The organism is Bacillus sp. 7705b, from assembly GCF_002289525.1.
GTDB lineage: Bacteria > Bacillota > Bacilli > Bacillales > Bacillaceae > Bacillus > Bacillus halotolerans.
Map to the genome: position 1 here is coordinate 180,716 of NZ_NSDH01000003.1, position 19,828 is coordinate 200,543.

Here is a 19,828-nt window from a genome sequence, read left to right on the forward strand (position 1 = left end):
TCTGGTTTTTTCACTTGAAAATCCCGCAAATCAACCGATGAAAAGGAGGAAGAAATAGACAGAAAGCAGGAAACCGATGAAACGTTTTATCTTAAGCAGTTTTCTTTTGGCTAGTTGTTTGACTCTTGCCGCTTGCGCTGAAAAAGAAGCAATCGCAGAGCAGCAGATGCCAAAAGCGGAACAAAAGAAACCGGAAGAAAAGACAATACATGTGCAGAAAAAAGAAGATGATACATCCGCATGGATCAAAACAGAGAAACCGGCAAAGCTGCCGATTTTGATGTACCACAGCATCTCTTCAGGCAACAGTCTCCGTGTGCCAAAGAAAGAATTTGAGGCACATATGAAATGGCTGCACGATAACGGCTACCAGACATTAACCCCAAAAGAGGCGTATCTCATGCTGACTCAGGATAAGAAGCCGAGTGAGAAATGTGTGCTAATCACGTTTGATGACGGATACACCGATAATTACAAAGACGCGTATCCGGTATTAAAGAAGTATGGCATGAAGGCGACGATTTTTATGATCGGCAAATCGATTGGACATAAACATCATCTGACAGAGGATCAAATGAAGGAAATGTCACAGCATGGCATATCGATTGAAAGCCATACGATTGACCACCTTGAGCTGAACGGTTTAACGCCAGAGCAGCAGCATAGCGAAATGGCAGATTCAAAAAAGCTGTTTGACAGGATGTTCGATCAGCAAACCGCCATCATCAGCTATCCGGTTGGGCGCTACAACGAAGATACCCTGAAGGCCGCTGAAAAAACCGGTTATCAAATGGGAGTGACGACTGAACCGGGAGCAGCCTCCAGAGATCAGGGGATGTACGCCCTCCATCGCGTACGTGTATCCCCGGGAATGTCAGGGGCGTCATTTGGCGCGTACATCGAGTCGATGAAATAAAAAATGGCGGCGATTAATCGCCGCCGCCCCCTCCGCCGTCACAGCCGGAATCCCCGAAGCCTCCGTCACTGCCGCATCCATCATGGCGGGAATCGCCATCGGAAAATCCGAAAAAACCGCTGTCCGCCCGCTGGCGTCCTTTGTTTTCTGAAGCGGTTGATCGAGCCGATTGATAAATGACGATCATACCGAAGATCAAAGCAATAAGAATCACAATCATATGGCGTCCCCCTTTAAACAGTTATTTTTCATACGTTTTGAAGCCTGAAAAGTTTCATTTAAGGGAGATGGATTCTTTCAGCCGATCTCTCAGCCAGCGCTTGACCATGCCGTGTCCTTTGTTTGAAAGCAATGCGCTGACACGCCAATACATAGGCGGATGAGGAGAAAACTGAAAATCTATGATTCTGAAAAGCCAGCTGTTATCCCGGATGAGAGAGTTCACCTTAACTTCGTCTTCATCTATATCAGAGCAGTAGGTGTTTTGTTTTTGCAGATCTTCATCCTGGCGAACCGCCAGGATCTTTAAGGATTCGGCCATCTGCCTGTATCCGCCCTCCAGCAATGAAGCGCCAATGTGATCGGCGCGCACCTCCATCCATTGGGAACAAAATGACTGATAAAGCTGAAATAGAATGATGATTCCCATGATCAGCGCCCAAAGTGCGATTTTGTAAGCGCCGGGATGAGCGATGTAATGCTCAAGTAAAAGAATGATCCCGATGACTGCCCCAAGGTATAAAAAGCGCAACAGCTGCATGGACAGCACATCACGTTTTTTAATATGAACAGCTTCATGAGCAAGAATACCCTCAATGACATGCGGCGGAAGGGTTAATGTAGCGCTTGTCAGAATCACCATTGATCTTCCTACATTCATTCCGACTGCCATGCCGTTGTATTCATCGCTATCCGTTTCGTATATCTCCACATGCGAAATGCCTGCTTTTCTAAAAATCTTATCTGCCGCTGCCTGAACGTCTGAATTCAGACAAGGCCTGGCATCCATTGCCGTCCGCAGCACCCGGTCAGATAGATACATATTCAAAACCCAGTACAACATCACGGCACCAGCCATAACCCAAGGGGAGGCGTGTAAGGCATATAAACCGAGCACCAATATGGCGTAAGCAGATATCCCTTTTACGCTTACGGCAAAATAAAATTTACCTAAAAGCCGTTTCACATTTTTTCGATGATAAATCGGCAGGACAGCAATAACCGTTTCCTCTTTGGTTTCGGAATCTAGAAATTCCCCGAGAATCGCTTTCCACTTTTCAGGATCTTTCACGGTCAGAAACAGCGTTTCTCCGGGAAGAGAGAGCCTTATGACTTGCTGAAAGCTTGTTGTCATATCGAGCCGGGATGAATACATGGTCAAAAGCGGATGAAGCTTTAATAGATCTGCCGTCGATTCAAGCCGGATGTCTTTTAGGTCTGAAAGCGGGTAAGTGCGGCTTTCATATCGTGAACTGATATGCCATGTTTCTAAAGACGATGAATAAAAGACTTTTACACTTAGAAAATTTAATATGCGTTTTACCAGTGCCGCGCCGCCCGAGATGAAACCGAACAGAATTACATATTTTAGAACACTGGTGTCAGGCCCGTAAATGAAGAAAACAATAGCGCCCGCAAACACAATGACAGTCAGAGCAATGTCTGAGAGGAGGCGTGTGTGGTCTCTTGCAAGCTCAATTTCCTGCCAATCGCCTGATGGTTTTTCAACACGGCTGGGCACAGTCAGATCCAATGCGGTCCAGTAGCTGATGAACATCAATGCCAGAGAGACGATGCCATCTAAGAAAGGCTGTTGAGAGAAGATAAAGCTAGCAGCACCGATCCAAAGAACAATATCAATCCAGAGTTCTAATGCCGGAAGAAGCTTTGCTGCAAGGGCTGATATCAGCTGAATGCCCAGCCCGAGAATGATAAAGAGAAAAAGACTGGTTCCCATAGGCATGCTAGAGTCCTTTCTATCGTAATCTTTCCAACTATTACTATAGCATGCGGCAGGAACTTGTAAAAACACGGAAATGCAAAAAAGCAAGCTCTTTCGTTATACGAAGAACTTGCTTGCAGCGTATCAATAAAACTGGTGTAACAGCAATAAGGTCAAGGACACTGTGATGGCCCCGCCGATTCTAGTAGACACCTGGGCAAAAGGCATCAGCTCAAGCCTTTCAGCGGCACTTAATATCGCAACGTCACCGGTGCCTCCTTGTCCTGAATGGCACGCATTAATAATGGCTGTTTCGATCGGATACATGTTCAGCCATTTTCCTGTGAAAAAGCCGACCGTCATCATTGTGACTACGACAGACAGAATCGTAATGATATTGCTGAGATTAAAGGCGGCAACAAGCTTGTCCCACGGCGTCATAGACACGCCGATTGCAAAGAGCAGCGGATAGGTGACTGCCGTTGAAAAGAAGCGGGACACGCCAAACGCGCCGTTTTCAATTGAGGCAGGGACCAGTCTGAACAGCTTGATCAAAACAGCTAACAGCAGCATGGCAACAGGGGCTGGAAAACCGAAAAAATCGTGGGCGAGCATACCGACCAAATACAAGGAAACGGCAAGGATTCCGCCGGACGCAAACAGAGAAAGGTTGAACATGTGCTGGCCGTTTTGCGATTCCTCCAGCGCAGGTGAATCTTCTGAACGGTCAACTTTACCGTTGCCGGTCCATTCCGGTTTTTTCTTGCCGATTCTGTTGAGCAGGCCCGCTAAGATGATCGCACACAGGCTGCCGAGCATGATCGATGGAAGAACAAGTGCAAACGCTTCCCCTTGAGACATCGGCATGATATCGGAATAACCGATGGACAGAGGGATGGCGCCTTCTCCAACGCCGCCAGCCATTATAGGAATCACGACGTACAGAAGGGTGTGCTGAAATCCGAGGCCGAGCAATGTACCGACAGCCAGTCCCACAATGGCGGCCGCGACAGAACCGGCGATAAGCGGTATAAAAATTTTCATAAATGCTTTTACAAGTGTTTCTCTTTTCATGCCGAGGATGCTTCCGACAACAATTCCGGCAATAAACAAATAAAGAAAGTTTGAGTTTTCTGTAAATTCTGTGGTGGATTTGACAATATCATTTGGCAGCAGGTGATAGTAGACGACAGCAGATGGAATAAAAGTAGCAAGGATGGCCGGGCCGCCGATAGAGCGCACAATCGGTATCGATTTTCCGATTTGGGCAAAGGTAAATCCGAAAAACGCCATGACGGCAATGGATGTCAAGATGTCGCTTTTCACATCGTGATGCAATACAAAAATAGTAATTAATATAAACAGCAGGGCATATACAGGAAGCGGTATGATGCCTACTTTTATATTCATAGCTTTCGCAAACCAATTCTCTTTTCGAACCCCTTCGTGAATTGTATCCGTTTGCATTTGCAATTGAGTTTGAAGCTCTCCCATTGAAAAACCTCCCCTATTCTTGTTGCAGTGAAATTGTTCACTATGTTAAGTATACTAAAAAATTGAAATTATTAATATATTAAAAATTTACTATTCAAACTTTTTCATCTTTATGATTCAGATGAAAAGAGACGTTCTGACTAAATTCCGGATGTGCCGGAGTGCCGAGAAACGAGTGCTGATGCCGGTCAAGCATTTTATTCGCAAGGAGCGAGGCATTGATGTACGATAATAAAGGGTCATTTATCCTAGCAGCCGTCATAAATCAGCAACAAAATAGACAATAATCCGTCACATCGTGTGGGTCTTTTTAGGTATTTCGGGCTTTATTTTTGAAGCAGATCGTTGTAAAGTACTTAATATGAACCATATAGAGATCGTGCCATTCGTCAGTCTGGCAATCTTGAATCATATTGGACGATTTTTTGACGTATTTGTGAAATATTGAACAATATTTTTTTCGTTTATTTTGTGAAATACTGATCAAAGTTTCGGTTCTGCTTGTGAAGTAGTGAACAATATAACATTCTCAACCGGAAATGGAGGATAAAGCATGAGTGAATTAGTATTAGCCCGCATTCAATTTGCATCAACAACGTTGTTTCATTTCTTGTTTGTGCCAATGTCTATCGGGCTTGTGTTTATGGTTGCATTGATGGAGACTCTTTATCTTGTGAAGAAAAATGAGCTGTACCTCAAAATGGCGAAGTTTTGGGGACACTTATTCTTAATAAATTTCGCAGTCGGTGTTGTTACGGGGATTTTACAAGAATTCCAGTTTGGACTGAACTGGTCTGATTATTCCCGTTTTGTCGGAGATGTATTTGGCGCGCCGCTTGCGATTGAAGCATTATTGGCGTTTTTCATGGAATCTATTTTTATCGGATTATGGATTTTCGGGTGGGACCGCCTGCCTAAAAAAATTCATGCGCTCTGCATTTGGCTCGTGTCATTCGGAACGATTATGTCGTCTTTCTGGATCTTAACAGCGAACTCCTTTATGCAGGAGCCGGTCGGCTTTACGATCAAAAACGGCCGCGCGGAAATGAATGACTTTGGCGCGCTGATTACAAATCCGCAGCTTTGGGTTGAATTCCCGCACGTCATTTTCGGTGCGCTTGCCACCGGGGCTTTCTTTATCGCCGGTGTCAGTGCTTTTAAACTATTAAAGAAAAAAGAAGTGCCATTCTTTAAACAATCTTTCAAACTCGCAATGATTGTCGGGCTTTGTGCAGGCCTTGGCGTCGGTCTTAGCGGACACATGCAGGCTGAACACTTGATGGAGTCACAGCCAATGAAAATGGCTGCCAGTGAAGGGCTTTGGGAAGACAGCGGCGACCCTGCCGCTTGGACGGCCTTTGCCACAATTGATACGAAAAATGAAAAGAGCTCTAATGAAATCAAAGTTCCTTACGCATTGAGCTATCTGGCTTATCAAAAATTCAGCGGCAGTGTCAAAGGAATGCAAACACTTCAGGCAGAGTACGAAAAAGTGTACGGAAAAGGCGACTATATTCCGCCTGTCAAAACGACGTTCTGGAGTTTCCGCATTATGGTTGGAGCAGGTGTTGTCATGATTCTTGCTGCGTTAGGCGGCCTTTGGCTAAACCGCCGCAAAAAGCTGGAAAACAGCAAATGGTATTTGCGCATCATGATCGCATTGATTTCCTTCCCGTTTATTGCAAACTCTGCGGGCTGGATTATGACAGAAATCGGGCGTCAGCCTTGGACGGTCATGGGTTTAATGACAACGGCTCAATCCGTGTCGCCTAACGTAACGGCGGGCTCCCTGTTATTCTCAATCATCGCGTTCGGTGTGATGTATATGATTTTGGGCGCATTGCTCGTCTTCTTGTTCATCCGTGAAATTAAAAAAGGCGCGGAGCATGATGATCATCATGATGTTCCTGTATCAACAGATCCATTTAGTCAGGAGGTATACCATGGCATCTCTTCATGATCTTTGGTTTATACTCGTTGCTGTATTGTTTGTAGGTTTCTTCTTTTTGGAAGGCTTTGATTTTGGGGTCGGCATGGCGACCCGTTTTCTTGGCCATAATGAATTAGAGCGCAGAGTGCTGATCAACACGATCGGACCGTTCTGGGACGCGAATGAAGTATGGCTTTTGACTGGTGCGGGTGCTATCTTCGCGGCGTTTCCAAACTGGTATGCAACGATGCTGAGCGGTTATTACATTCCGTTTGTCATTGTGCTGCTTGCGTTAATGGGCCGCGGGGTCGCGTTTGAATTCCGCGGCAAGGTTGATCATTTGAAATGGGTAAAGGTTTGGGACTGGGTGGTTTTCTTCGGCAGTCTGATTCCTCCGTTTGTGCTCGGTGTGTTATTTACGACATTATTCCGCGGTATGCCGATTGATGCCGATATGAACATTCACGCGCACTTATCTGATTATATAAATGTATATTCTGTACTAGGCGGCGTGACCGTAACACTTCTTTGCTTCCAGCATGGATTAATGTTCATCACGCTGCGTACGATTGGTGATTTGCAGCAGCGCGCCCGACAAATGGCGCAAAAGATAATGGGTGTTGTTTTTGTGGCGGTGCTTGCTTTCGCGGCCCTTTCTGCTTATGAGACAGACATGTTTACACGCCGCGGCGAGATTACAATACCGCTTGTTGTTTTAACTGTCATCTGCTTTATGCTTGCAGCTTTATTCATCCGCAAGAAAAAAGACGGCTGGACATTTGCGATGACAGGCGCGGGGCTTGCTCTGACCGTAGGAATGATTTTCATTTCATTATTCCCTCGGGTGATGGTCAGCTCGATTCAAAGCGCGTTCGATTTAACAGTAGCTAACGCTTCTTCCGGTGATTATTCGCTAAAAGTCATGTCAATTGCAGCATTAACGCTATTGCCGTTTGTAATCGGCAGCCAGATCTGGAGCTATTATGTCTTCCGGAAGCGCGTCAGTCATAAGGAGCCTATGACTTATTAATGGGAAAAGACCTGTTTCGATATAAAGGAATGAAGCGGATTCTCACCGTGATTACTTGCTTAACGCTGATTCAGACAGCCGCTATTATCATGCAGGCAGAGTGGCTGAGTGAAGCTGTAACCGGGCTTTTCAACGGGAAGAGCATTGCCTCCCTGTTTCCGGTGATCGGCTTTTTCCTCATCGCTTTTGTCGCGCGGCACGGGGTGACAGTGGCGCGTCAGAAAATCGTCTATCATTATGCCGCCCGGACGGGAGCTGATTTGAGGAAAAGATTTCTCGATCAGCTGTTCCGCTTAGGCCCCCGCTTTGCAAAGAAAGAGGGGACGGGGCAAATGGTGACGCTGGCGATGGAAGGCATCAGCCAATTCCGCCGCTATCTAGAGCTGTTTTTGCCGAAAATGGTCAGCATGGCGATTGTGCCGGCTGCGGTTGTCATCTACGTGTTTTTTCAGGATCGGACTTCTGCGATTATTTTAGTTGCGGCCCTGCCGATTCTGATTATTTTTATGATTCTTCTTGGCCTTGTCGCACAGCGAAAAGCGGATCGCCAGTGGAAATCATACCAGACATTGTCCAACCATTTCGTTGATTCTCTTCGCGGATTGGAGACTTTGCGTTTTTTAGGATTGAGCAAATCGCATAGCAAAAACATTTTCCACGTCAGTGAGCGGTATCGCAAAGCGACAATGAGCACACTGCGGGTGGCGTTTTTATCTTCATTTGCTCTCGATTTTTTCACGATGCTGTCGGTGGCGACAGTTGCTGTGTTTTTAGGCTTGCGTTTGATTGACGGCGATATTTTGCTTGGCCCCGCTTTAACAGCGCTTATTCTGGCACCTGAATATTTTCTGCCGGTGCGGGAAGTGGGAAATGATTATCATGCGACGCTTAATGGACAGGAAGCGGGCAAGACGATTCAAAACATATTATCTCAGCCGGGATTCAAAGAAGAGGCACCGCTTCAGCTTGAAACATGGTCCGATGAGGATGAACTGAAGCTGTCAGGTGTCTCAGCCGGCCGAGCGATGTCTGATATTACTCTTTCATTTAAAGGGAAGAAAAAAATCGGCATCATTGGAGCAAGCGGTGCCGGAAAATCAACTTTAATCGATATTCTCGGAGGATTTTTGGAGCCGGATGACGGTGTTATCAGTGTGAACAATTCAAGCCGTTCGCATCTGCAGGACGGGAACTGGCAGAAAAACCTGCTCTATATTCCGCAGCATCCTTATATTTTTGATGATACGCTGGCGAACAATATCCGGTTTTATCACCCAAGCGCTTCTGCTGAAGATACAGCCCGCGCTGCTTCCTCAGCGGGATTGACGGAGTTTGTAAACACCCTTCCTGAAGGATTAGAGGGACGGATCGGAGAAGGCGGCCGGGCGCTCAGCGGCGGTCAGGCTCAGCGTGTCGCGCTTGCCCGCGCTTTTTTGGGTAACCGCCCGATTCTGCTGCTGGATGAGCCGACCGCCCATCTGGATATCGAAACAGAATATGAAATAAAAGAAACGATGCTGGATTTATTTGATGACAAGCTCGTCTTTCTCGCGACACACCGCCTCCATTGGATGCTCGATATGGATGAAATTATCGTGCTGGACGGAGGCAGGGTAGCAGAAATCGGGACTCACGATGAATTGCTGTCGAAAAACGGTGTGTACACCAAACTCGTGAAGGCACAACTGGGGGAAAGAGCATGAAGAAAGAAGAATGGATTCTGCCGTATATCAAGCAAAATGCCCGTCTGTTTGTTCTTGTTGTCTTTTTGGGCGCGGTAACGATTTTTTCCGCTGCTTTTCTCATGTTTACTTCTGGGTTTTTAATTTCAAAGGCGGCGACAAGGCCGGAGAACATCCTGCTCATTTATGTGCCGATTGTCGCCGTTCGAACCTTTGGGATCGCCCGGTCTGTGTCACGCTATGTGGAGCGCCTGATCGGACATCATATCATTTTGAAAATCGTGTCCGACATGCGCGTCCGCCTTTACAACATGCTTGAGCCTGGCGCTTTGATGCTGCGGTCCCGTTTTCGCACGGGAGATATGCTCGGCATTTTGTCTGAGGATATTGAGCATTTGCAGGATGCCTTCTTAAAAACCATTTTCCCTGCCATCTCAGCCTTGCTTTTGTATGCTGTTTCAGTGATTGCGCTTGGCTTTTTCTCTTGGCCGTTTGCCATTTTGCTGGCGCTTTATTTGTTTGTTCTGGTTGTGCTGTTTCCGGTCGTGTCTTTGCTTGTGACGCGGGCGAAGAATGCCAAGCTGAAAAGCGGGCGAAATGTGCTGTACAGCCGTCTCACAGATGCCGTGATGGGGGTCAGCGACTGGATGTTCAGCGGACGCCGGCATGCTTTTATTGATTCCTATGAAAGAGAAGAAAACGCTTGGTTTGAGCTGGAACGCAAAAAACATCGTTTTACAAGATGGCGGGATTTCGCCGCGCAATGCCTTGTCGCCGGCCTCATTTTGCTGATGCTGTTTTGGACGGCGGGGCAGCATGCAAATGGCGAACTCGCCAAAACGATGATTGCTGCCTTTGTGCTTGTTGTGTTCCCGCTGACAGAAGCTTTTCTGCCGCTTTCTGATGCGTTGGGCGAAGTGCCGGGTTATCAGGATTCTATCAGAAGAATGAACAAGGTGGCTCCTCAGCCTGAAGCTTCACAAACAGAGTCTGCGGCTGACAGGCTTGATCTCAAAGATGTCACCTTGGCGTTTCGAGATGTGACGTTTTCTTATGACAACAGCAGCCAAGTACTGAACCATTTTTCCTTTACGCTGCGCCAAGGAGAAAAAATGGCGCTGCTTGGCCGGAGCGGCTCAGGAAAATCAACATCACTCGCATTAATTGAGGGCGCATTGAATCCTGACTCAGGCTCGGTAACGTTAAACGGAGTGGAAACGGCGTTTTTAAAGGACCAGATTGCTGATGCGGTGGCTGTGTTAAATCAAAAGCCTCACTTGTTTGATACAAGTATTCTGAATAACATCAGGCTGGGAAACGGAAAGGCGAGCGACGAGGACGTGCGCCGCGCCGCAAAGCAGGTGAAGCTGCATGATTACATTGAGTCGCTGCCTGACGGGTATCATACTTCAGTTCAGGAAACCGGAATCCGTTTTTCAGGAGGAGAGCGGCAGCGGATCGCGCTCGCCCGGATTTTGCTGCAGGATACGCCGATCATTATACTTGATGAGCCTACAGTAGGCTTGGACCCTATCACGGAACGCGAACTGATGGAAACCGTGTTTGAGGTGCTGAAAGGTAAAACGATTCTTTGGATTACGCATCACTTGGCGGGAGTGGAAGCAGCCGATAAAATCGTCTTTCTTGAAAATGGAAAAACAGAAATGGAAGGAACACACGAGGAACTGCTGGCGACGAACGAACGGTATCGCCGTCTTTATCACCTCGACGTTCCTGTAAAATAAAAGACAGCCTCTGGGGCTGTCTTTTTTGTTTGAAAAGGAAGTAGTGCAGGAAAAATAAGAAGAGATAATAAGAGGAGGTATGGATATGAATGTTCCGATTTGGACGGAAGAGCATGTAAGGGCTGCGCTCCCTGAAAGAGATGCAGCGAGCCATAAAGGTACGTACGGTACGGCTTTGCTGCTGGCGGGAAGCGACGACATGCCGGGCGCTGCGCTTTTAGCCGGGCTTGGTGCCATGCGGAGCGGTCTCGGCAAGCTTGTCATCGGCACGTCTGAAAGCGTGATCCCGCTGATCGTTCCGGTTCTGCCGGAGGCCACGTATTGGCGTGACGGCTGGGAAAAAGCGGCGGGCTCTGGCCTTGAAGAGACGTACCGGGCAATTGCGATCGGTTCGGGGCTTCCGCAAACAGAGAGGGTGCAGCAGGCCGTTGATCATGTCCTTGAGAAGGATTGCCCCGTTATTTTGGATGCCGGGGCGCTGACAAAGCGCACGTATCCGAAACGGAAGGCGCCCGTCATCCTTACGCCGCATCCAGGTGAATTTTCCCGAATGACAGGGGTTCCGGTGAAAGACTTACAAAATAAAAGAGCAGAATATGCCAAGGAGTGGGCGGTTCAGCTGCAAACGGTGATCGTGTTAAAAGGAAATCAAACCATCATCGCGTTTCCCGATGGCGACTGCTGGAGCAATCCGACCGGAAACGGGGCACTCGCCAAAGGCGGAACCGGCGACACACTGACGGGAATGATATTGGGCATGCTTTGCTGCCACAAAGACCCGAAACATGCCGTATTAAATGCCGTATACTTGCACGGTGCATGCGCCGAGCTTTGGACTGACGAACACTCAGCTCATACGCTGCTCGCCCACGAGCTCTCTGACATGTTGCCTCGTGTGTGGAAACGATTTGAATGAAAAAAGCTGTCTTCATAGGGAAGACAGCTTTTCTTGATAAGCCGCTCGTTTTTTCAGGCGCGGTTTCATGAGTACATAATATAGAACAGAAGGCACGGCTAAGCCGATAATCCATGCAATATCCCCGCCGCCAAACATTTTTGCCAATGGCCCGATGTAAAAGGATGTATTGATAAACGGAATTTCTAACAAGATGGACAGAATGAAAGCAATCGTTGTGATCCAATTGACTCTTCCATATGGCCCGTTGACATCAAACATCGCTTTGACCTCATAGTTCCCGTGGCGGACGAAGTAGTAATCCACTAAATTGATCGCCGTCCATGGAATTAAGAAATAACTGATAAAAAAGATAAAATTCAAAAACAGCTCCATAAAATTACTTTGCCCGAGAAGGCTTAGGACTGTTCCGACGACGGTGACGCCAAGGATCATGATGATTCTGATTTTCGGTGTGACTTTTAATTTCAGAAACGGCTCAAGCGTAGTCGTCGTGGACATAAAAGCTCCATACAAGTTAAAGACATTAATCGCCATCTGGCCAAATAAAACAATGATCAGCATAATGAACGAGAAGGGACCGAACAATTGCACAATCTGGGTCCCTGAGTTTGTCGTAAAATCAGGAAGTGCCGTGGTCAGCAGCGCGCCGAGCAGCATCATCCAGATGGAGCTGACAGATGTTCCTGCATAGCTGTACCAAAACGTTTGGGACGCCGGTGTTTTAATTGGCAGATATCTGGAATAATCGGCGACATAAGGCGCATAGGCAAGCTGCCAAGTTGCTACGGCGCTGACTGCCACCAAGAAAACGGGCAAGTCGACCGTCCCGGGCATCCAGCTGCCTGCCGGAATCGGTAATTGGAAAATGAGTATCGTTGCAGCAAAAAATACGGCAAAAGAGGTCCAAGAAAGGATTTTTTGCATTTTGTGAATCAAATCATGACCGAAAATGGTGAGTAAAAAACATGCGGCGCTTAAGCCTATAATGCTCCATGATCCCGGTATGGGAACAAAGCTGCTTAAGGTCCCGGCCGCCAGAATTGTACTGCTTGCGAAGAAACCAAGGTAGATAAACATGACTAAGAAGAGGGGAAGAATCGCTCCGATTACGCCGAATTGGGCACGGCTTTGAATCATTTGCGGGATGCCGAGCTGGGGTCCTTGCGCGGAATGAGAAGCCATAAATATGGCACCGATTAAGGTTCCGCAAATAATAGCGGCAACACTCCAAAACAGATTAAGTCCCATTGCAACGGGAAGAGTACCGGTCACTAACGTGGTGATATGCATATTGGCCCCGAACCATACGGGAAATAAATCTTTTGCTTTACCATGTCTTTCTTCATTCGGAATATATTCAATCGTTCGCCTTTCTACTTTCAATGCATCGTCCTCCATATATAATGAAATTTTGAAATAGACATAAAAACATAGCTTAACAGACTGTACTTCGCTTTACAAATTTAGAAGTTCACGAAAACTGATGAGAGGCCAGTGAAGTCAATAGATCAAAAGAATTATAAAAAAAGTTGAACGCTCTGGAATCCGGTGTCGTCTCATAAGGCAAGATAACAAAAAAAGGGGGGATCGCGGCCGTTGGATACAAATGAAGAACAGCAATTGATTCAGCAGGCGAAAGAGGGAAGCGACGAGGCGTTTACAGCCCTTTTTCAGCATTATTATTCTTTTCTATATAAATACTTGTTAAAGCTTTCCCTTCACCCTGACGTCAGCGAGGATCTGGTTCAGGAAACCTTTCTGAAAGGATACGTCCATCTGGGGAGTTTTCAAGGCCGATCCAAATTCTCCACTTGGCTGATCTCTATCGCGTCAAGACTCTACCTTGATCACCAGAAAAAGAGAAAGAGAGAATGGAAACGAAATCAGGCTGTTACAGAGGAAACGATACGCAAGATCAAGTGGGACGTGTCAACGAAAGGCTCTGAGTGGAGCGAGACGCTTGATCTCTTTTCTCAGCTTGACCCGAAGCTGCGCACGCCCGTTTTATTAAGGCACTATTACGGCTATACCTATGCTGATATCGGAATGATGCTGCATATCAAAGAAGGCACGGTAAAGTCCAGAGTCCATAAAGGGCTCCAGCAAATCAGAAAGGAGTGGACTGATGAATAAAGAAAAGCAATCTGTTCATTTAAAATCGGAATTGCAGAAAATTGACCAATGCGCCAATCCGAATATACCGAGTCAAAAAGAATTGCTTGATCAGCTGTCACAAATGAAAGCCGCACGAAGAAAAAGCGTGCTGAAAGAAGTTATCTTATTTGTGTTCTCTGCACTGATGGTGGTAAGCGCGGCGACTCTGGCATTTACTCAAGTTCCCGCTGCTTTTGTCGTGCTTCAGGTCTGTGCGCTGGCTGTCCTGCCGATTTTGATTGCAGCTGAGAAAAAACGATACCTTGGCGAACGTGAGGTGAAACACTGATGTCCCAAATAGATTTGACGATTTTTGTGTTTGCTTATCTGATTGTATTGGCACAGGGAATCTTTTTATTCATTGATGCGAAAAAACGGGATCGTCTGGCATGGGTGTGGGGAATTATCGGACTGATTCAAGCGCCGATGCCTCTGATTTGCTATTACTTTTTTGTGATAAGGCCTGACCGAAAAAATAGGAGGATCAGCTAATGAATATTTCTTGGGAAATGATTGTACCGCTGATTGTGTTACAGGCCGTGCTGGCAGTGTTTGCCCTGATCAGCTGTGTGAAAGAAGAGCGGACAAACGGGCCGAAATGGATGTGGGCAGCAGTGATTATATGCATCAATATTATTGGGCCGATTTTATTTTTTACCGTCGGCAGAAAGCAAAGGTGAGCGAGCATGCTATCTATTGAGTCATTATGCAAATCATACCGGCATCATCAAGCTGTACGGAATGTCAGCTTTCAAGTCAAGGAGAACGAGTGTGTCGCTCTATTAGGACCGAATGGGGCTGGTAAAACCACAACGCTTCAAATGCTGTCCGGACTGCTGTCACCCACCTCCGGGACGGTCAAGCTGTACGGGGAGCAAAAAGCAGATCGCAGTATGATCGGCTACCTTCCGCAGTACCCGGCTTTTTATTCATGGATGACGGCAAATGAATTTTTAACCTTTGCCGGGAGACTGTCTGGCCTTTCAAAGAAAAAATGCCAAGAGAAAATAGGCGAAATGCTGGAGTTTGTCGGTTTGCAGGACGCGGCAAACAAAAGAATCGGCGGTTATTCTGGCGGCATGAAACAAAGGCTCGGTCTGGCTCAGGCTCTGCTTCATAAACCGAAGCTTTTGATTTTGGATGAACCGGTTTCTGCCCTGGACCCTTCAGGGCGTATCGAGGTGCTGGATATGATGCGGGAGCTGAAAAAACATATGGCTGTTTTGTTTTCTACTCACGTTTTGCACGATGCGGAGCAGGTGTGTGATCAAGTCGTGATCATGAAAAACGGCGAGATTTCATGGAAAGGCGCTTTACAGCAGCTCAAAGAACAGCATCAAACGAATGTTTTCACTCTTACTGTGAAAGAGAAACTGAAGGGCTGGCTTGAAGAGAAGCCTTATATATCCGATGTTGTCTATATGAATCCGTCCCAAGCTGTATTTAAGCTAAGCGATACAGGCTCTGGCAGGATATTGCTGAGTGATTGTATCCAAATGGGATTGACAGTCACCCGTTTTGAACAGAAAACAGAGTCTCTCGAAGACGTCTATCTTAAGGTGGTGCACGCATGAATGTCATGATGACGCTATTACAAAAGGAATGGCTGGAAGGCTGGAGAAGCGGAAAGCTGATCTGGCTGCCCATTGCGATGATGATCGTGGGGCTGACACAGCCGCTGACCATTTATTATATGCCGGAAATCATTGCGCATGGGGGGAACCTTCCAGACGGTATGAAAATCAGTTTTACCATGCCTTCCGGATCTGAGGTGATGGTGAGCACGCTTTCCCAATTCAACACGCTTGGCATGGCGCTGATCATCTTCAGTGTCATGGGCAGTGTGGCGAATGAAAGAAATCAAGGTGTAACGGCTCTGATTATGTCGCGGCCAGTGACGGCAGCCCAGTATATATTGAACAAATGGATCACCCAAAGCATGATCGGGATCGCGTCGTTTGCAGCTGGGTACGGACTTGCTTATTATTACGTCCGGATATTGTTTGAGCACGCATCGTTCAGCCGCTTTGCAGCAAGCCTCGGGCTCTACTCTCTTTGGATGATGTTTATTGTTACTGCAGGGCTTGCCGGAAGCACGATGTTTCGGTCTCTCGGAGCAGCCGCGGCAGCCGGAATTGGGCTGACGGCTGCCGTTTCCTTTGCTGTCTCGCTTTTTCCTGATGGTGCGAAATGGCTGCCGGCTGAGCTTTGCAAGCAGGCAGAGCATATTCTGCTTCATGGAGAGCGGGCGGACTTTTTCGGATGGTCGCTCACATTCTCCATTCTGTGCATCATGCTTCTGGCCGTTTTTTCTGTGTGGCGCTTCCGCCGGTATGAAAGCTATTAACTGATCAGTTTTCGCTTTGTGGCCAGCATCATCATCAAAGCGGCCAATGCCATCAATCCGGCTCCATAAAATACCTCGGCCAAACCGAAAATCTGTGCGATTTTTCCGGCGAGAAGGGGGCCGGTAAAGATGCCCAGCGCATAAAACGATTGATAAAATCCCATGGCTGACATTTTTAAACGCGCTGAACTGATATCGACGACCCGGCTTAACAATAGGGGAAACACAAAGCCAAGCGCCAGACCGATGAAAGCATGGGTCATGCAAACTGTGAGCAATGAAGCTGAAAAAGGAACGAACATCAAACAGACTCCAATGACAGCAAAACAGATCAGCATGGTGCCATAGGCGATTCTTTCGGTAAAACGCAAAAACAAAAAGCTCAGGGTAGCCGCTGCATGAGGGAGAAAAAAGGCGGTCATCACCCAAAGCAGTTCGATGTCTCCCATTCCGAGCTGGTTCGTGTAAAGCGGCGTAAAACCAAACACCGTCATAAATAGCACGGCATGTGCAGTCATAGATAGAATCGTGAAAATCTTCAGCTTCGGCAGCCGCAATGTGTCTTTGATGTGTTGCGTTATACGGAGAGACTTACGTTGCCCAGAAGAAACGGACGGATCTTTAATAAAGCAGCATATCACAAGGCCGATGCACGAGGCAGCCAGTGCCATCCAAAACGGAACCTGCCTGCCTAAATGCGCTGCTGCAAGCCCGCAGAACACAATGCTGACAAACTGAGGCATGACGGTAAAAAACTGCATGATGCCCATTGCTTTTGAGGCACTGCCATCTTTGAAATAATGAGCGTATAGAATCGTCGCCATCACCCACATGGATGCTGTAATCCCCGCGAGAAGCCGGGCGGTCAGGACGAAGAAAAAAGAATCAAACGCAAGAAAAAGCACGCTGCTGAGAATGGAACATCCAAAGCCGGCGATTAACAATGGCTTGCGCAGAGAAAATAGAATTTCTGACAGAAGCCCAAGCGGGAACCGCAGCAGGATTTGGGTCACCCCGTAGCTTCCGAGAATCATGCCGATCGCTCCGTATGAAAAGTGCAGATCCTCCAAATACAGGCTGAAAACAGGAACGTAAATATAGCCCGAAAACCAAAAACAAAATACCATGCATAAGAAAACGGCGTGATCTAAAGTGCCGATTGTTTTTTGCTGAGGAATCAGCGGCTGCTGAATTTCCATGCTCTCACCACCTCTTTCCTTCCAGTACAACACAATTTGTGGAAACGTTTCAATAGAGAAATGAAAAAACAGGACTTCAAAAAGTCCTGTTCTTGGTGTTAATACGGATCAGACGGATGGCTTTCCTGTTCAGCCTGCTCGGCGGCTTGAGCCGTTTCTGTCGTGCCAACCGGTCCGTTGCTGTTATTTTCTGAAGCCTTTTTCAGCCCTTCCGCCACGCGTTTTCCGTAGTCCGGATCGGCTTTTGTGAAATTCTCAATCATTTGCTCCTGAATTTCTTTTCTGCAGGTTGAAAGCGTATTGACCAGATTTGTGATGAGTTCAGTACGCTCAAACTCAGTAAATCTCCGGTACGTTTCACCGGCTTGTCCGAAATTGTTCGTTCTGTCGATCGTTTCCCGCTTCAGGTTACCTTCGACATGCGGGGTGTGGTCTTTACCATCTTGCTTCGCTTCCTTCAGCCCGCCCATAATCGACGGTTCATAGTTGACATGCGGATTTTGACCTTCGCCGATATCCACGCGGTATTGCATTTGCCCCCCTTGCTGGTTGGTCGCGACGTGTTTTTTCGGTGAGTTGATTGGCAGCTGCAGGTAGTTTGCGCCAACTCTGTACCGCTGCGTATCGGAATAGGCAAACGTCCGTCCTTGAAGCAATTTGTCATCAGAAAAATCAAGTCCGTCGACAAGGACCCCTGTGCCGAATGAAGCCTGTTCTACTTCAGAATGGTAATTCTCAGGGTTTTTGTTTAACACTAATTTGCCGATCGGCTTCCACGGAAAGTCCTCTTTATACCACAGCTTAGTCGGATCAAGCGGATCAAAGTCGAGCTCCGGATGCTCGTCATCACTCATGATTTGGGCATACACCTCCCACTCCGGATAATCGCCGTTTTCAATAGCTTCATACAAATCCTGTGTCGCGTGGTTGAAGTTTTTCCCCTGAATCTTTTCTGCTTCCTTCTGTGTCAGGTTGCGGATGCCCTGTTTCGGTTCAAAATGGTATTTCACAAGAACGGCCTTGCCTTCCTCATTCACCCATTTGTAGGCATGAACGCCTGAACCCTGCATCTGCCGGTAGTTGGCCGGAATGCCCCAAGGCGAAAACAAGAACGTGATCATATGTGTCGCTTCAGGAGATTGAGAAATGAAGTCGAAAATACGTTCACCATCTTGGATATTGGTCACCGGATCAGGCTGAAACGCGTGTACAAGATCCGGGAATTTCAGCGGATCGCGAATAAAAAAGATTTTCAGGTTGTTCCCGACCAAATCCCAGTTTCCGTCTTCAGTATAAAGCTTAACGGCAAAACCGCGCGGGTCCCGTAATGTTTCAGGTGAATGTTTTCCGTGATTCACCGTGGAAAAACGGACAAATGCCGGCGTTTTCTTGCCTTTTTCCTGAAAAAGCTTCGCTCGTGTGTACTTTGAAATCGGCTCGTCTCCAAAACTGCCATAGGCTTCGAAATATCCGTGTGCGCCTGCACCCCTGGCATGCACAACACGTTCGGGAATGCGTTCCCTGTCAAAGTGGCTGATTTTTTCGAGAAAATCGTAATTTTCCAGCGTTGTCGGCCCTCTGTTCCCGACCGTCCTCACATTCTGGTTGTCGGTGACAGGATGCCCCTGTCTGTTCGTCAAGGTATCCTCTGACTCGTTTTTTCCGGATGTCTTATGAGAAAGTGCATCCTCACTGCCTTCGACATTTGTGCCGTGATACTCTTTTTGATGATCATCTTTCATTGGTTGAGCCTCCTTTTTGAACGGTAACAATATTCCCTTAATGGAAGAATTTTAAAACTGAAGTTTTTTTTTAGCTGCTTCGGGAATGGTACAATTACCAAAACGAAAAAAGGAGAGTACGACATTCGTGACCAGAAAAAGAAATACGCTGCCCATCACGTTTTATCAAAAAACGGCCCTAGAACTGGCTCCTTCTCTTCTCGGCTGTCTTTTGGTAAAGGAAACGGATGAAGGGACAGCTTCAGGTTTTATTGTGGAAACAGAGGCCTATATGGGAGCCGGGGACAGAGCAGCCCACAGCTTTAACAACCGCCGGACGAAGCGGACTGAGATTATGTTTGCTGAAGCTGGCCGTGTGTATACGTATGTGATGCACACTCATACATTGCTGAACGTCGTTGCCGCAGAAGAGGATGTTCCGCAAGCGGTATTGATCAGGGCGATTGAGCCTCATGAAGGCCAGCTGTTAATGGAGGAAAGAAGGCCGGGCCGGCGTCCGAGAGAATGGACAAATGGTCCCGGAAAGTTAACGAAAGCGCTTGGCGTCACGATGAATGACTACGGACGCTGGATCACGGAACAGCCGCTTTACATTGAAAGCGGGTACACACCGGAAGACATGTCAACCGGCCCGCGCATCGGCATCGACAACAGCGGAGAGGCGCGCGATTATCCGTGGCGTTTCTGGGTGACGGGAAACAGGTACGTGTCGCGTTAGCATGTTTAAA

Annotated in this window: 19 protein-coding genes; 13 read left to right on the forward strand and 6 right to left on the reverse strand. The window is 47.3% G+C overall.

Features of this window, described 5'->3' with window-relative positions:
• Positions 1-76 precede the first annotated feature (76 nt).
• Entirely contained in the window at positions 77-916 is an 840-nt protein-coding gene (locus CJU60_RS01265; protein ID WP_024123355.1) for a polysaccharide deacetylase family protein, read from the forward strand.
• A 13-nt stretch (positions 917-929) separates the two neighbouring features.
• On the opposite strand, the gene CJU60_RS01270 is transcribed toward CJU60_RS01265, so the two are convergent.
• The 3 genes from CJU60_RS01270 to cimH form a co-directional block, all read right to left on the reverse strand.
• The gene (locus tag CJU60_RS01270) at positions 930-1,133 is read right to left on the reverse strand and encodes a hypothetical protein (protein WP_044160384.1); all 204 of its coding nucleotides are present in this window, start codon (positions 1,131-1,133) and stop codon (positions 930-932) included.
• A 57-nt stretch (positions 1,134-1,190) separates the two neighbouring features.
• On the reverse strand, positions 1,191-2,879 hold the full coding sequence (locus tag CJU60_RS01275) for a M56 family metallopeptidase (protein WP_095712695.1): 1,689 nt from the start codon (positions 2,877-2,879) through the stop codon (positions 1,191-1,193).
• Between the two features lie 123 nt (positions 2,880-3,002).
• On the reverse strand, positions 3,003-4,352 hold the full coding sequence (cimH, locus tag CJU60_RS01280) for a citrate/malate transporter CimH (protein WP_010332414.1): 1,350 nt from the start codon (positions 4,350-4,352) through the stop codon (positions 3,003-3,005).
• Between the two features lie 553 nt (positions 4,353-4,905).
• Between cimH and cydA the strand changes: the two genes are divergently transcribed.
• From cydA to CJU60_RS01305, 5 genes are all read left to right on the forward strand, one after another.
• A complete protein-coding gene (gene cydA / locus CJU60_RS01285) occupies positions 4,906-6,312 on the forward strand; it encodes a cytochrome ubiquinol oxidase subunit I (RefSeq protein WP_095712696.1) in 1,407 nt (468 codons plus the stop codon).
• Positions 6,296-7,312, forward strand: coding sequence for a cytochrome d ubiquinol oxidase subunit II (gene cydB / locus CJU60_RS01290; protein ID WP_095712697.1), 1,017 nt, complete (start codon positions 6,296-6,298; stop codon positions 7,310-7,312). The genes cydA and cydB overlap by 17 nt, the downstream gene beginning before the upstream one ends.
• On the forward strand, positions 7,312-9,015 hold the full coding sequence (gene cydD, locus CJU60_RS01295; protein WP_095712698.1) for a thiol reductant ABC exporter subunit CydD: 1,704 nt from the start codon (positions 7,312-7,314) through the stop codon (positions 9,013-9,015). The genes cydB and cydD overlap by 1 nt, the downstream gene beginning before the upstream one ends.
• A complete protein-coding gene (gene cydC, locus CJU60_RS01300) occupies positions 9,012-10,739 on the forward strand; it encodes a thiol reductant ABC exporter subunit CydC (RefSeq protein ID WP_095712699.1) in 1,728 nt (575 codons plus the stop codon). The genes cydD and cydC overlap by 4 nt, the downstream gene beginning before the upstream one ends.
• A gap of 85 nt (positions 10,740-10,824) precedes the next feature.
• On the forward strand, positions 10,825-11,655 hold the full coding sequence (locus tag CJU60_RS01305; RefSeq protein ID WP_095712700.1) for an NAD(P)H-hydrate dehydratase: 831 nt from the start codon (positions 10,825-10,827) through the stop codon (positions 11,653-11,655).
• A 12-nt stretch (positions 11,656-11,667) separates the two neighbouring features.
• On the opposite strand, the gene CJU60_RS01310 is transcribed toward CJU60_RS01305, so the two are convergent.
• On the reverse strand, positions 11,668-13,041 hold the full coding sequence (locus tag CJU60_RS01310; protein WP_095712701.1) for a purine-cytosine permease family protein: 1,374 nt from the start codon (positions 13,039-13,041) through the stop codon (positions 11,668-11,670).
• Positions 13,042-13,254: 213 nt separating this feature from the next.
• On the opposite strand from CJU60_RS01310, the gene sigY reads away from it, so the two are divergent.
• From sigY to CJU60_RS01340, 6 genes are read left to right on the forward strand one after another with little or no spacing between them, the layout of a single operon-like run.
• On the forward strand, positions 13,255-13,791 hold the full coding sequence (sigY, locus tag CJU60_RS01315; RefSeq protein ID WP_095712702.1) for an RNA polymerase sigma factor SigY: 537 nt from the start codon (positions 13,255-13,257) through the stop codon (positions 13,789-13,791).
• Entirely contained in the window at positions 13,784-14,101 is a 318-nt protein-coding gene (locus CJU60_RS01320) for a YxlC family protein (RefSeq protein WP_095712703.1), read from the forward strand. The genes sigY and CJU60_RS01320 overlap by 8 nt, the downstream gene beginning before the upstream one ends.
• Complete coding sequence (locus CJU60_RS01325; RefSeq protein ID WP_095712704.1) at positions 14,101-14,304, forward strand: transcriptional regulator; 204 nt, start codon at positions 14,101-14,103, stop codon at positions 14,302-14,304. The genes CJU60_RS01320 and CJU60_RS01325 overlap by 1 nt, the downstream gene beginning before the upstream one ends.
• A complete protein-coding gene (gene yxlE, locus CJU60_RS01330) occupies positions 14,304-14,492 on the forward strand; it encodes a sigma Y negative regulator YxlE (RefSeq protein WP_024123344.1) in 189 nt (62 codons plus the stop codon). Before CJU60_RS01325 ends, yxlE begins: the two co-directional genes overlap by 1 nt.
• A gap of 6 nt (positions 14,493-14,498) precedes the next feature.
• Complete coding sequence (locus CJU60_RS01335; RefSeq protein ID WP_095712705.1) at positions 14,499-15,386, forward strand: ABC transporter ATP-binding protein; 888 nt, start codon at positions 14,499-14,501, stop codon at positions 15,384-15,386.
• Positions 15,383-16,159 (forward strand): ABC transporter permease, encoded by a 777-nt coding sequence (locus CJU60_RS01340; protein WP_024123342.1) that lies wholly within the window; start codon positions 15,383-15,385, stop codon positions 16,157-16,159. Before CJU60_RS01335 ends, CJU60_RS01340 begins: the two co-directional genes overlap by 4 nt.
• On the opposite strand, the gene CJU60_RS01345 is transcribed toward CJU60_RS01340, so the two are convergent.
• Both CJU60_RS01345 and katX read right to left on the reverse strand, forming a co-directional pair.
• Positions 16,156-17,358 (reverse strand): MFS transporter, encoded by a 1,203-nt coding sequence (locus CJU60_RS01345; protein ID WP_095712706.1) that lies wholly within the window; start codon positions 17,356-17,358, stop codon positions 16,156-16,158. The two genes, CJU60_RS01340 and CJU60_RS01345, sit on opposite strands and share 4 nt — an antisense overlap.
• Before the next feature lie 98 nt (positions 17,359-17,456).
• On the reverse strand, positions 17,457-19,100 hold the full coding sequence (gene katX, locus CJU60_RS01350) for a catalase KatX (protein ID WP_095712707.1): 1,644 nt from the start codon (positions 19,098-19,100) through the stop codon (positions 17,457-17,459).
• A 127-nt stretch (positions 19,101-19,227) separates the two neighbouring features.
• Here katX and CJU60_RS01355 point away from each other — a divergent pair, with 127 nt between their 5' ends.
• Complete coding sequence (locus CJU60_RS01355; protein WP_095712708.1) at positions 19,228-19,818, forward strand: DNA-3-methyladenine glycosylase; 591 nt, start codon at positions 19,228-19,230, stop codon at positions 19,816-19,818.
• Positions 19,819-19,828 lie beyond the last annotated feature (10 nt).